Source organism: Sulfurimonas sp. NW15 (genome assembly GCF_051132285.1).
GTDB lineage: Bacteria > Campylobacterota > Campylobacteria > Campylobacterales > Sulfurimonadaceae > Sulfurimonas > Sulfurimonas hydrogeniphila.
Genome location: NZ_CP093237.1, coordinates 1,434,319 through 1,448,052, shown reverse-complemented (window position 1 = coordinate 1,448,052; position 13,734 = coordinate 1,434,319). Strand labels below are relative to the sequence as shown.

Annotated in this window: 14 protein-coding genes; 9 read left to right on the top strand and 5 right to left on the bottom strand. The window is 37.2% G+C overall.

The window, feature by feature from the left end:
• Window positions 1–52 precede the first annotated feature (52 nt).
• The 5 genes from MLC52_RS07400 to MLC52_RS07380 are packed head-to-tail and all read left to right on the top strand — an operon-like array spanning window position 53 to window position 4,199.
• Entirely contained in the window at window positions 53–1,504 is a 1,452-nt protein-coding gene (locus MLC52_RS07400) for an OprD family outer membrane porin (RefSeq protein WP_346388856.1), read from the top strand.
• A gap of 37 nt (window positions 1,505–1,541) precedes the next feature.
• Window positions 1,542–2,450: an MBL fold metallo-hydrolase gene (locus MLC52_RS07395; protein WP_151900148.1), complete on the top strand. Its 909-nt coding sequence runs from the start codon at window positions 1,542–1,544 to the stop codon at window positions 2,448–2,450.
• Complete coding sequence (locus MLC52_RS07390; RefSeq protein ID WP_151900149.1) at window positions 2,443–2,817, top strand: thioredoxin family protein; 375 nt, start codon at window positions 2,443–2,445, stop codon at window positions 2,815–2,817. Before MLC52_RS07395 ends, MLC52_RS07390 begins: the two co-directional genes overlap by 8 nt.
• A 10-nt stretch (window positions 2,818–2,827) precedes the next feature.
• Window positions 2,828–3,262 carry a DsrE family protein gene (locus MLC52_RS07385; RefSeq protein ID WP_151900150.1) on the top strand — a complete coding sequence of 145 codons (435 nt, stop codon included), beginning with the start codon at window positions 2,828–2,830 and terminating at the stop codon, window positions 3,260–3,262.
• Between the two features lie 10 nt (window positions 3,263–3,272).
• Window positions 3,273–4,199, top strand: coding sequence for a DUF302 domain-containing protein (locus tag MLC52_RS07380; RefSeq protein WP_151900151.1), 927 nt, complete (start codon window positions 3,273–3,275; stop codon window positions 4,197–4,199).
• A 5-nt stretch (window positions 4,200–4,204) separates the two neighbouring features.
• Here MLC52_RS07380 and MLC52_RS07375 read toward each other — a convergent pair whose 3' ends face one another.
• Window positions 4,205–5,449, bottom strand: a complete 1,245-nt coding sequence (locus MLC52_RS07375; RefSeq protein WP_434581630.1) for a DEAD/DEAH box helicase — start codon at window positions 5,447–5,449, stop codon at window positions 4,205–4,207.
• Window positions 5,450–5,570: 121 nt separating this feature from the next.
• Here MLC52_RS07375 and MLC52_RS07370 point away from each other — a divergent pair, with 121 nt between their 5' ends.
• Window positions 5,571–6,308: a hypothetical protein gene (locus tag MLC52_RS07370; protein ID WP_434579869.1), complete on the top strand. Its 738-nt coding sequence runs from the start codon at window positions 5,571–5,573 to the stop codon at window positions 6,306–6,308.
• Window positions 6,309–6,324: 16 nt separating this feature from the next.
• On the opposite strand, the gene lpxB is transcribed toward MLC52_RS07370, so the two are convergent.
• Window positions 6,325–7,368 (bottom strand): lipid-A-disaccharide synthase, encoded by a 1,044-nt coding sequence (gene lpxB, locus MLC52_RS07365; protein ID WP_434579867.1) that lies wholly within the window; start codon window positions 7,366–7,368, stop codon window positions 6,325–6,327.
• A 55-nt stretch (window positions 7,369–7,423) separates the two neighbouring features.
• Between lpxB and MLC52_RS07360 the strand changes: the two genes are divergently transcribed.
• Complete coding sequence (locus MLC52_RS07360; RefSeq protein WP_434579866.1) at window positions 7,424–8,638, top strand: amidohydrolase family protein; 1,215 nt, start codon at window positions 7,424–7,426, stop codon at window positions 8,636–8,638.
• Window positions 8,639–8,846: 208 nt separating this feature from the next.
• Here MLC52_RS07360 and tgt read toward each other — a convergent pair whose 3' ends face one another.
• From tgt to MLC52_RS07345, 3 genes are read right to left on the bottom strand one after another with little or no spacing between them, the layout of a single operon-like run.
• The gene (gene tgt / locus MLC52_RS07355; protein WP_434579864.1) at window positions 8,847–9,965 is read right to left on the bottom strand and encodes a tRNA guanosine(34) transglycosylase Tgt; all 1,119 of its coding nucleotides are present in this window, start codon (window positions 9,963–9,965) and stop codon (window positions 8,847–8,849) included.
• Window positions 9,966–10,007: 42 nt separating this feature from the next.
• Entirely contained in the window at window positions 10,008–11,156 is a 1,149-nt protein-coding gene (locus MLC52_RS07350) for a response regulator (protein WP_434579862.1), read from the bottom strand.
• Complete coding sequence (locus MLC52_RS07345; protein WP_151900158.1) at window positions 11,156–11,458, bottom strand: hypothetical protein; 303 nt, start codon at window positions 11,456–11,458, stop codon at window positions 11,156–11,158. Before MLC52_RS07345 ends, MLC52_RS07350 begins: the two co-directional genes overlap by 1 nt.
• A gap of 179 nt (window positions 11,459–11,637) precedes the next feature.
• Between MLC52_RS07345 and efp the strand changes: the two genes are divergently transcribed.
• Window positions 11,638–12,204, top strand: coding sequence for an elongation factor P (gene efp, locus MLC52_RS07340; protein WP_151900159.1), 567 nt, complete (start codon window positions 11,638–11,640; stop codon window positions 12,202–12,204).
• Window positions 12,205–12,234: 30 nt separating this feature from the next.
• Complete coding sequence (locus MLC52_RS07335) at window positions 12,235–13,653, top strand: ATP-grasp domain-containing protein (RefSeq protein WP_151900160.1); 1,419 nt, start codon at window positions 12,235–12,237, stop codon at window positions 13,651–13,653.
• The last annotated feature ends 81 nt before the right edge of the window (window positions 13,654–13,734 follow it).

The following is a 13,734-nucleotide window of genomic DNA, read 5'->3' as shown; positions in this document are numbered from 1 at the left end:
ATAATCAAACAAGGTTATTATAACACTTTTTAAACAAATAAAAGGGAAACAAATGAAAAATATGATTAAATTGGCAGCTGGAACTGCTGCTTTACTACTAATGGCTACTTCAGCACAGGCAACGTTAAAGACAGATAAGGTTACTTTAAAAGGGAACATGCAAGTGAAGTATAACAAACTTCCATCTCCAGTTGATTCTTTGAAAGAAGCTTTTACTGAGGGTATGTTCTACGGTCGTTTCAGAACAAACTTTTTCTATTGGGACTGGGATGTAGAAAATTATGCAACTGGCGGAAAGCAAAAAGATAACAAAAACAATGGTGTCGGTGGTAGTTTAATCTATAAATCTGCTCCGTTTAAAGGGTTCAGCGGAACTGTTGGCCTGTATACATCACAAAACTTAGATTTCTTTCGTATGGATAAACAAGATGCAAAATATGCAAAATCGGGTAAAGATACATTCAGCAGATATAATTTATCAACTGGCGGGCATTATGGTATTACTGATTTAGGTCAGGCATATTTACAGTATGATGCTACAAAAAAGACAACTGTTAAAGTTGGTCGTCAAATGTTTGAGACAGTGTTTACAAAATCAAATGATACAAAGATGATACCAAATACTTTTGACGGTCTTACTGTTGTCAGTAAAGATTTACCAAAAACTACGGTAAAACTTGCATATTTTACAAAACAAAAACTAAGAGATCATACAGTTGCACATGATGTTCTCGCATTTGATCCAAACAATAAATGGAACCAAAATGATGATTCGGCAATAAACAAAAACCTCACAGTTGCAAGAATAGGACAGGATAACAAACTTATAGTCGGTACTGTGACAAACAAGTCTGTTAAAAACCTCAAAGCAAGTGTAGGTTATGCAACAGTTCCCGGTGTTGTGAGCAATATTACATTGGAAGCACATTATACTATTCCTGTCGGTTCAATGAAAGTTGTCCCTGGTGTGAGATATATGATGCAGTATGATGCTTTGGGTGCCAACTACGGTGTGGCAAACTTAAAAGGGAATCAGACAAACTATACTAATCCGAACTCTTTGGATTCAAATCTGTTATGTGCTAGAATTGACTTTAAACAAGGTGCATTTTTAGGCCGTTTAGGGTACTCAAAAGTAGCTGACAAAGCAGATATCGTTGCTCCATGGCGTGGATTCCCGACGGGTGGATTTACTCGTGCAATGGCTCAGTATAACTGGTATGCAAACACTCAAACTATTATGCTTCGCGCAGGATATGACTTTGGAAAAGCAAAAATTCTTCCAGGATTCAGTGTAATGGTCAGATACGCAATGCAGGATTTTGATGACAATAAACCAGGTGTACAGGCTGATAGCAATATTATTCATATGGATGTTCGTCAGAACATCGGACACAGCAGTGAATTAAAATTCAGACTCGGTATGGTTGACGCGAAACCGACAAACGGTAAGACAGATGTATCATACAATGAGTACCGTTTAGAGTATAACTACTTCTTCTAAAGAGAAGTAGTTTAATCACAATTATAAAGGTTATGCTTTGAAGTCATTTTTGTTGAGTATTGTGTTATTTCATTCTCTCCTTTCTTACGATTACAAACTTCAGCCTGAAAAAGTAGATGAGATCACCACTCACTGCTTTTTTGGGCTACCAGAAGTGATGGATGAGCATAACAACGGAAACATGTCCAATTCATGTTTTGTTACCCTTGGGAGCAGCTATCTTGTGATAGATAGTGGTCCCACGTATCAGTATGCCCAGCAGGCATATCAAAAGATGAAAGCTATCAAAAATCTTCCTGTCTCTTATGTTATAAACACACATGTTCATGATGATCATTGGCTTGGAAATAGTTACTATGCGACACTTGGTGCCAAAATCATAGGATCAGAGGCATTTAAAGAACTTCCTAAGTTGGAACAAACACGCATGCAAAGAAGAATATCTGCCGAGGCATATAAAAAAACGACACAGGTCTTTCCGACTGTTTTTGTAAAAAAAGAAAAAGTTTTACAGATTAACGGAAACAAAGTATATATCAAAAGTGTAAATCATAAAGCGCACACAAACAGTGATCTTTACGTTTACATACCAAGTAAAAAAATTGTCTTTGTAGGTGATCTTGTGTTTAATCAAAGACTTCCCTCACTTCGAGATGGAGATATAAGCGGCTGGTTGGAGGCTCTTGAACAAATAAAGAAAATGGATGTTCAGTATATTATTGGCGGGCATGGAGAAAATATAGATAAAAAAGCCGTTGATTTTACCTATAATTATCTGAAAACCTTAAAAAAAGAAGTAAAAAAAAGGCTGGAAGCGGGTGAAGATATCGCTGATGTTGTAAATGAGGTTAAAATGAAAAAGTATGAAAATGACCCTTTTTATGATTCCATCCACAGACAGAATGTAGAAACAGCTTATAGAATGTTGGAGTGGGAAGATGAGTAAAATTATATTTTTAGTTTTGTTAAGTGCTTTTTCTTTATGGGGTCTTGAATTTCATACTTATGAAGAAGCGTTAAAAATCCAAAAACAAAACAATAAAATTATTATGATAGATGTCATACGTTCGGATTGTCAGTACTGCATCAAAATGAAAAAAGAGGTTTTTGATGATCCGGAAATGTCAGAATGGATAGAAGAGCGTTTCATTCCCGTGGAATTGAATCTTGATTTTGATGAACTGCCTTTGGGATTACATGTATATTTTACACCGACTTTTTTCTTTGTAGACAAAAATCAAAAAATAATTAAACAGATTCCGGGTTCATGGAATATTCAGGATTTTAAAGATTTAACAAAAAACATAAAATAAAGGATAATTCATGCTAAAATTTACACTAATTTTACTAAGCTTTTGTATTCTCTCGTTTGCAGATACAGAGTATGCAGAGCCCAAACCTTCTATAGACAATCCGAGACAAATTGTCTTTTCAGTCACAGAAGATTCTCCGCATGCACTGGATCACATACTCAGTGTCGCAAACAATGTTTTGAAGTTTTACGGACCGGAAAAAGTAGAGATGAAAATCGTTGCCTATTCCAAGGGGATAAAACTTTTGGACAGACATGTGAAAGAGACTGCTGTGCGCGTAGATGCTCTGATGCAGTATGATGTAGAATTTGTTGCGTGTGGAAACACAATGCGGACACTGCATATAAAAAAAGAAGACCTTGTTGACGGCTCCGTTGTAGTAACCGCAGGTGTGGTTGAACTGCTGGAGAGTGTTAAAGCAGGTTGGATTTATATTAAACCATAGGAAAAGAAAAATGAAAAAACTAATTACACTGGCAATTGTACTTTTTTGTGCAGTTTCACTCCAGGCAAAAGGAGACTTGCATCTTTTCAGTATAGAAAACAAAGATGGAAAAATTACTCCATATACTATTGAACAGGCGCTGAACAACGGCGGTTTCCATGTAGAGCTTAACAGCAATATGATAGGACCGTTTAAAAAACAGTTTAAAGAGACACAATACAAAGTCTTTACTTTAATGACATTCTGGAGTAAAAAATACACAAGAGATTTGGTGATTAAGTATCCAAAAGCGGGTGTTTTTACACCGATGGGTATGGGAATCTATCAGGCAAAAAATGAAAATACTTTGCATTTTTCTGTGTTGAGCGCAGAGGCACAGGGAAAAATATTAGGGATTAAAGACCTGTCTCTTCTGAAAAAGATAGAAACAGACGTGCTTGCAGTGATAAAAAAGAATTTTCCAAAAGCAAAGCATACTTACAGTGAAGACAGTTTAAAAACATCACATAATTTAGTAACAGTTTATGAGATGGAAGTAGATGAGGATGAAGACCCTGATGATGTGCTGGATGAACTTCAAATGAACCTTGAAGGCGCATTTAAACCATACGGGTTTGTTGTTCCCCAGTTTATGGATCTCAACGAAGTACTTACACAAGACGGAACAAAAGAGTCACCGTTTGATTTTTATATTACTTATTCTATCTGTAAACTGCCGGTTATTTATACTGTTTCAAAAAGCAGACCTGAAGCATCGGCATTTGCACCATGTACAACAATGTTGTATAAGAAAAAAGGAGAAAATAAAGTTGTCGTAGGTTTTCCGGCTGTGTATAACTGGCTGAGTTCTGCAAAAGTTGAAGACAAAGAGGCGAAAGCGACACTCTTAAAAGCACAAAAAGATTTCGAATCTATTTTGAAAGATATTACAGAGTAGAAGAGTTATCTTCTTGCTCTGCTTCTGTTGGCATTTGAGCCGCGGGAGTTTCCTCTTGGCTTGTTTCTTGAGCCTCGGTTTCCACCCATATTGATTGGTTCTGCTTTGATGCTCGGATCGGGTTTAAAACCTTTGAGCCATACTTTTTGTATATCTTTTTTTATCAGTTTTTCTATATTTTGCAAAAACTCATCTTCATCAACACACACAAGTGATATAGCTTCTCCTTTGTTTCCTGCACGGCCTGTTCGTCCGATGCGATGAACATAATCTTCACTGACATTTGGCAGTTCAAAGTTGATGACATGAGGGAGTTGGTCGATGTCTATGCCTCGTGCTGCAATATCGGTTGCCACTAAAACTCTTACATCACCTTTTTTAAAGTCTGCGAGTGCTTTTGTTCGTGCATTTTGGCTTTTGTTCCCATGAATGGCAACGGCGGATATTCCTTCTTTTTCAAGCTGTCCGCTGAGTTTGTTTGCGCCGTGCTTGGTACGGGTAAAAACAAGAACCTGTTGCCATTTGCCCTCGTTGATAAGATGTGTTAACATTTCTCTTTTTCGTGCTTTGTCGACAGGGTATACACTTTGTGCTACACTGGTGTTTGACTCGTTTGTGCGGGCTACTTCGATAAGTGTCGGAGATCTTAAAAACTGGTTTGAGAGTTTTTTAATGGCATCCGAATAGGTTGCCGAAAAAAGCAGCGTTTGGCGTTCGCTTGGAATAATGTTGACAATTTTTTTAATGTCGTTGACAAAACCCATATCGAGCATTCTGTCCGCTTCATCTAGTACCAAAAACTCTATTTCTCTCAAATCGATTGTTTTTTGGGAAATATGGTCAAGTAGACGTCCCGGTGTTGCAATGACAATATCAATGCCTTTTCGCAGTTGTGTAATCTGCGGGTTAATCTTTACACCGCCAAAAATAACAGTTGATTTAAAAGGGGTATGTTTGGCATACAATGCGACATTTTCGGCAACCTGCAGTGCAAGCTCGCGTGTCGGCGTCAAAATAAGTGCACGGACTTTATGCTTTTGCTTTGAAGATTTTTTGCGTGAAAGCAACTCCAAAAGAGGCAGTGTAAAACCTGCGGTTTTTCCTGTTCCTGTCTGTGCACCTGCCAAAATATCTTTTTTTTGTAAAATGACGGGAATCGCCTTTGCCTGAATGGGTGTAGGTATGTCATACCCTTGTTCTTTGACAGCTTTTAAAATCGGCGCTGAAAGACCGAGTGAATTAAATGTAATTTCTTTTTGAATCGTTTTTTCCTAATGAAGACTTAAACAAGTCTTTTGTTTATTCTTCTATAATAGCATAATTTATGGCATTTGTGGGTATAATTTCAAAAATACTTTTATAGGACACCAAATGCCTGCTGAGACCATTGCCATTAAACCAAACAACCATCGTATTTATCCCTGCCCGGATGATAAAAAAACAGAACTTTTAAATAAAATTATAGAAGAAAACAAGAATGAAGATATTTTAATTGTTTGTGCAAGCAATTCTCAAGCACTTAAAGAAGAGCTGGACAATAAAGAGATTCCGGTCATAGAAGATAGAGAACTTGTAAAAAACAAAGATTTGACCTGTGGTTTTTTGATCAGTTATGATATGCCGATCAAAGCCATCGTCTATATAGCAAGAGTGTCAAAAGCTACACACAAGGCCGTAATGCTGTTGGATGAGAGTGAGCAAAAAGCCCTGCATGCTATAGAAACTTTGCTTGGACGTGCCATTAAACAAGAAACAGTTGAAGGTTTTGCATATCCGCAAAAAGAGTCTAAAGATTCAGATGAACCAAAAAGAAAAAAACTCTCAAAAGATGAGATAAGAGAAGTTGCTAAAAAACGGTATGAAAGTTCTACACAGGAAAAGCCGAAGTTTGACAAGCCAAAAGGTGATTTTACAAAGGATGATGAAAAAGAGAACAAATGGGCAAAAAAGAAAAAAGCACCCAACAAGTTTTTAGGCAAAGATGAAAACGGCAAAGCAAAATTTTCAGGAAAAAGCGGCGAGCGTAATCACCGTTATGACGGGAAGCCAAGAGAAAAGCTTACAGGGAAAAAAATAAGCATTCAAGCCCGCAAACCAAAAGATACATAAAGGCATTAGTTTGACGCTAATGGGAAAGAATTTCTGCCACTCTTTGAGAACTCCCATGCTGTAGATATTCTCTTAAAGATTGGGAATTTTGTAAAAATTTCTCTCTGTCATACTCTTTATAAGCATTTAAAAGATTTTCTACAGTCACATCCTTCTGAATAAACTCAGGATGCAGTGCCTCCTTTTTATACTGTGAAAACATAATATTCCCAAGACCAAGATAATCCAGTTTCACAAGTCTGCTTGCTAGAAAATAATCAAACGGTTTTGCAATGTAACTCAAAACAAAAGGCACACCTATGAGTGCCGCTTCAAGTGTAGCCGTTCCACTGCAGATAAAAGCAAAATCTGCATTGTAAAGGGCATTATGCGGTTCATGCGTGATGTCAAAATTACTTATATCTCCATATAATGACTTGATGTCTGTCTGGGAAAAATGCTCAGGTATAACCAGTGTTGCCTTTACATGTAAGTGCTGCACAAGTTCCCTAAAAACAGGCATGAGTTTTGTAATTTCACCTTTTCGACTGCCGGGCATAAACACGACATTTTGTACTTCGTCCCTGAGGGATTCTTTAAAGTGTGTAATTTGGTCAAGTAATGGATGCCCGACATATTCTATAGGAGCTTCTTTTGGATAGTAACTCGGCTCAAAAGGTAAAATAGAGCATAACCTGTCTATAGTTTTGGCAAGCACGGGAATGCGTTTTTTCTTCCAGGCCCAGGCTTGGGGCAGTATATAGTAGATTATCTTTTTTTGCGGGTATCTTTTTTTGATTTTTTTTGCCAGAGGCAGGTTGAAGCCGGAAGAGTCTATCAGCAGTATTTTATCCGCCTCTTTTGCAAGTTCTGTCATTTCGTCTGCAAGTTTGAAAAAGAACCGTAATTTTTTCAAAGCATCCACAAAACCCATAATAGCAAGGCTTCTCAAATCCACAATGGGCTCTCCCAGATTTTTATCAAAGATACCTATAAATTCAACATCATCGGCCAACTCTTTTTGTAATGATTTGAGATGCATATTTGCAGAGTGTTCGAGTGCTGATACCAGAATTTTCATGAGTTTTAAGCCTTAATAATTTATAATACGGACATTATATCAAAGGTGGTCTGAAATGCTTATATCAAATGCCGTAGTGTGTGACGTAAACGGAGAAAGAAATGTCGATGTACAGATACAAGACGGTGTGATTGTCGCCATAGGTGAAAATTTGCAGGATGAAAATGTTATAGATGCCCAAGGTGCCTATCTGTTGCCGAGTCTTATAGATACCAATGTAAGAGTGCTGGATTCTTCTTTAAATGCAAAAAATATAAAAACACTTGCGAAAGAGGCAAGAAAAGGCGGAGTAGGGCATATTGTATTAAATGCCGATGCAACACCTGCTATTGACAATGAAGTTGTTTTGGAATTTGCACAAAACGGTGTCAAAGATATCAAGGGCGTAAAGATTGATTTTATGCTGAACGCTTTAAAAGAAGATATGGCGCTTTCAAATATCGCGATTTTATTAAAAAAAGGTGTTGTGGCCCCTTATATGAGCACGATAGCAAAAAACAATATTGCTATTAAAATAGCAGAATATGTCAAGATGTATGACGTAACACTCTTTTGCAAGCCTGAGGACAACTCTTTGATTAATGCCGGTGTAATGCTTGAAGGAGATGTCAGCTCAAAACTCGGACTGGCAGGAATTCCTGAGCTGAGTGAAGTATTACATGTATCACGAATGATAGAAATAGCAAGATATTTCAATATTAAAATACTCTTTAAGTCCATTGCCTCACCTCGTTCTATAGAGCTTATCACTAAGGCAAAAAAAGAGGGTGTCCATGTAAGCTGTGAAGTCTCCGTGCATCACTTGATTTATTCCGATGAAGCCTGTGAAGGTTTTAATACAACGGCAAAACTCAATCCTCCTTTAGCAAGCAGGGAAGATGTCATTCTTTTGCAAAATGCTTTAAAAAATGGTGATATTGATGTTCTGAGTGTTTTGCATCAGCCAAATTCACCTGTAAATAAAGAAGTGGCGTTCTTTGATGCGGCCTATGGATGTGAAGCACTAGAAGATGCACTGCCGATTTATTATACAAAACTGGTAAAATCAGGGATGATCTCTATGAGCGAATTAGTAAAATTGACTGTACAAAATCCTGCCAAATGTATCAATACGAAAGCAGGAATTATAGAGGTAGGACAAAATGCAGCAGACATTGTGCTTTTTGACACAAATGAAAAAAAAGTTATCCACAATGCCCAGTCGCTTTATAACGGCGAAGCACTTTTTGGAACTGTTATTCCAATGCCGGAAGAGAGTGATAAAAAGTAACAACAGTCGGCACTGAAGTACCGATTCCGAAGTCTTTTTGGAACCCGTACTTCAGTGCGGGCGAGAGTGGCAGGAAAGTTATTACAGAAAAAAATTTGGTTTTATTTTTAAGCCATGCTTTGGTATAGAAAGTACCGATTCCGAAGTCTTTTTGGAACCCGTACTTCAGTGCGGGCTGAATTGCTTTTATGTTTAAATTACTTGAAAATCAACTTCTTTTTGCATAAAATATTTGTTTATACTCTGCAAAGCTGTCTGCTAAAATAGCCTCACGAACCTCTCTCATCAGATTGAGATAGTAGTGCAGATTGTGAATCGTAGCAAGTCTGAAGTAGGTTATTTCACGCGCACGAAATAGATGGTTGATGTAGGCACGGCTGTATGTTTTACATGTAAGGCACTGACACTCAGGGTCTATAGGTAAAGGATCTTCTTTGAACTTGGCCCCTTTGATGTTTATTTTCCCAAATGAGGTAAAAAGCGTGCCGTTTCTTGCATTTCTTGTGGGCATTACACAGTCAAACATATCGATGCCGCGTTCAATATTTTCTATTAAATCTTCCGGTGTACCGACACCCATCAGGTAACGGGGTTTGTCTTTTGGCATATATTGTACGGTATGTTCTACCGTATCGTACATTTCATTGTTGAGTTCTCCTACAGAGAGCCCGCCGATGGCAAAACCGTCATAATCCAAAGCACACAGTTCGGTCGCACTTTTTGTTCGAAACGCTTTGTCTGTACCGCCTTGAATTATGGCAAAAATATTCTGTTCAACGCCCACACCCTCTTTTTGCTTTGCACGAAAGTACTCTATTGATTCTTTTGCCCAGGCAGTTGTCCGTTCTATAGAGAGTTTTATGCGCTCCTGTGTTGCCGGCAGTGCAACCAAATCATCTAAAATCATCATGATGTCAGAACCGAGATTGTGTTGGATGTCTATTACCTTTTTAGGTGTAAAGAAGTGCTTACTGCCGTCAATGTGGGAGCGAAACTCTATACCGTCAGTTTTTGATTTTGAGATGTCGCTTAATGAAAATGCCTGGAAACCGCCGCTGTCTGTCAAAAAACTTTTAGGGTATTGTGTAAAGCCGTGAAGCTTGCCCATCTTGGAAACTGTTTTATCACCCGGACGCAGATACATATGGTAGGTGTTTGCCAAAATGATGTCGGCACCGAGTAATTCTAAAACATCATGTGCATCCAAAGATTTCACACTGCCTATAGTACCGACAGGCATAAAAACAGGTGTTTTAATGGTGGAATGGGCTGTTTTAAGAGTTCCTGCACGGGCATTTTTTGAAGTTGCATCTAAAGTAAATTCCATATTTCTCCACTCATTTTAAAATTTTGTGAAATTATAGCTAATTTATGTCAGTAAAATATAGGTGATATCATCTTCTTGTATTTCTATCTTTTTTTGATACAAATTTTCAAATTCCTCAACACTGTCTGCCTGCATAAAATCTTCTGCAATATATGCATTATAACTCTCTTGTGAATTATGAACCGTGTTCTCATTCAAACCGTCACTGTAGAGAATCATTTTTTTAAGTTTTTGTATATCCAGTGTGTCAACAGTAAATTTTTTTGTATAGGATGCCAGAGGAGTATTGTTGGATTTGAGTTTGAAGACCTCTTGTGTATCGAGCATATAGAGTACAGGAGGCATAGAAAAAATCGCATAACTCAGGGTATTGTGCTTAAAATGTAAAAAATGCGCACAAAGTACTTCATATTTTAGTAAATTTGGTCGTATAAACTTCACTAGCGAGTTGAGTAATGTCTCAAGCGAAAACAGTTTTTTTTCTTCTTTTAGCAAATCAACAGAGTAGTTGACAAAAGAACTGCACAGCATTGCAGTCACAGAAGCAGAGATGCCTTTGCCCATACCGTCTACCAAAAAGATAAAATACTCATTTTCATTTAACTTTCGTATAATATAGCTGTCTCCGCTGAGCGTGTCTTTTGGCTTATAGACGGCTTTACATGTAAGTTTTAGAAGCCTGTTGTCCTCTTCCAAATCATTTTTTGTAATAATTTTTTCTTTTGCAAAAGTAATACCTTCCTGATAATTGCTGTATTTTATTTTTTGGTCCTGTTCTTTCATAATACATCTGTCAACTATGATGGATTTTACTGCCTGATTGAATATTGAGACTAAAGAAGAGACAGTAAAAGGTCGTTTTAAAAAGCTTGCAATATGCAGATCAATTGCTTCTTTGAGAATTTCAATACTTTGAAAAGAAGTTACCAGTACTATTGGAACAGAAGTATCCACTTTGCGTATTTTTTTGCTCATTTGCAGTCCGTTGCATATCGGCATACTGTATCTGGTAATAACAATATCTATTTCATTTTTTTGAAAGCTGTTAAAACCTTCTAGACCGTTTTTGGCACAATATACATTTTTGAACATATCGGCAAAAATGTTTTTATATATCTGTATCGTTTTTGTATCGTTTTCAACACATAATATATTTAAAGTTTTATATATGTCTGATATATAGTCATTCATCAATGCGCGGAGAGTTTTTTTACATTCAATAAAGGAACCAGATTCAAATCATCCAAAAGTTCATGCAAACCTTCATTTTGTATGTGTACCTCAAGATTTATCCCGTCGTCCACGAGTTTACACAGGTATCCTATAATAGAGGAGGTAATGGAGATGGATTCCAAAATGAGAATTTTTATATATTTTATATCCGGAGAATTGTCGATCATCTTTTCAATTTCGTTTTTTATTTCTTCATAATGGCTTATAGCCTTGATATTGCCTTTTACAGTTATAGTATTTAATGATGATGAAATTTCCATTTTTAGCTCCAGTTTGCTTTTTATAAATAGTACGCCTCTATATATTAAGAATTGCTTAATCTTGCGATTTAAAATAGCAAATAATAATAAAATGTCACTAATCAGATATTTGCAATGCTATTAGAGACTTCTAAGCCCATTTATTATAGAATTGTAAAAATATTTTTAAAGGTGAGTGAATGGCAACAATCGGTATGAGTGATATCAAAAAAAATGTGCGTCTGATAGTAGGGGAAGTTCCGTATAAAGTAGTAGAGTTCCAACATGTAAAACCGGGAAAAGGGGCAGCATTTGTCCGTATGAAAATGAAAAGTTTTTTAAACGGCAAAGTGGTTGAAAAAACAGTGCATGCGGGTGACAAGTTTGAAGTGCCTGTGATTGAATACAAAACAATGCAGTATCTGTATGATGACGGAGAGATGTATCAGTTTATGGATAATGAAACATATGATCAGCTTGGCTTGACATATGAACAGTGTGATGATGCTTCTAAATGGTTTAAAGACGGTATCAACGTTGATATTGTGTTTTACAAAGGCAAGGCAATTTCTGTGCAGGCTCCGGAAGTAATGGAATTTGTTATCACAGAAACACCGCCGAATTTTAAAGGTGATACATCAAGCGGAAGCAAAAAACCTGCAACACTCGAAAGCGGTGCTGTTGTTCAGGTACCGTATCATGTGCTAGAGGGCGATACTGTTAAAGTCAATACAGTTGACGGCGAGTATTTAGAAAAAGTTAAATAATTTAACTTCACTGATTAAGGAATAAGCAGCATGGGATTAAGCAATAAAGAGTTACCGAAATTAGGCCTTTTGTATATGGACTATGTCCTGAGATTTTTTGACCACTCCAATTTCAAAGGGTGGCCAAACAAAATAGAAACAGTGACATATCACTGGAAAAATGATAAAGAGAGATTTATTCAAGAGGTCAAAGACAAAAAAATTGATGTACTTATCGGCAATATTCCTGCTACTGCTTATGAGACATTTCGTGAAATTGCTCGAGCCTTGCCTCATGTGCGTTTTATTCCTTCTTTGGATACACAGTTTTCTAACAAATCAAAAGAGAATGTGACACGGTTTGCCTGGAAATATGACTTGCCGATTCCAAAGACCTATATTTACTACAATCATAAAAAAGCGGATGAAGCACTGAAAAAAGCAAAGTACCCTAAAATCATCAAAAAGTCCTACGGACCTTCAAATTACGGCGGTTATTTTGTACATAAAGTCGACAGTTACGAGGAAGCAAAAGCACTTTTGGAAGAAAAAAGATATCATCCCGTTTATGTGCAGGATTTTGTGCCGATGGAGGCAGACATTCGTGTTATGCTCATAGGGCATAAACCTGTATGTGCCTTTTGGCGTCGTGCGCCTGAGGGGGAATGGCTGACAAATACTTCCCAGGGCGGCAGTATGGATTATAATGATGTACCAAAATCCGTACTTGATTTGGCAGTGAAAGTCTCAAAGGCTGCAAAAGCAGAATACTGGGCCTGTGATGTGGCTTACGGCAAAGACGGGAAAGTGCGTATTTTAGAGTGTGCGACTGCATTTGCCGCTTTTCCTTATATAAGAGACTGGATCGGGGAATACCTGATGTGGCTTTTAAGCGAGGGAAGATTTAGAAAACCGCATATTCCAATGTTTAACTGGGAAGAGCTGGGAAAAATCTCTCCGGATTTACTGCGAACAATGCGACACATTACTTTTGGTGAATATCGTGCAAGTTATGACGGTGCCTACTTTGGTAAAAAGAAGAAAATGTATGGTGACAAAGAAGTTTATCTGCATGAACTGGATAAAAAGTATAAAATTTCTGCCGTCAAACCACGATACAGTGAGGAGTGGCCGAGTGAAAAATGGAATTATCAGGATAAACTCTCGCTTAAACCGTTGCGTTCTTTGAAGAAAGATTCGAATGTAGAAGTTCCAAAGCCTACGAAAGATGAATCACAGGAGTCTTTTAGTGATGAGGTGAAAATTACACAAGAAGAACTGAGTGATTTTTTAACATCTGTAAAAGGCATAGGGAAAAAGAAAGTAAAAAAAATAGTGGAACATTTTGGTGATGTGGATGAGGTAATTGGTGTATTGCATCAAAACCCGAATATGCTGACAGAAATAAAAGGCATTACCGAGAAGCTTGTAAAAAAAATAAAAAAAGCATGGAAAAAGCTTCTTAAATAAGGAGCTTTTTTTCATCTTCTTACCTCAAATTAAGTCATTTTAACTATAATCACTCTATTCTTTACATACTAAAAAACGGAG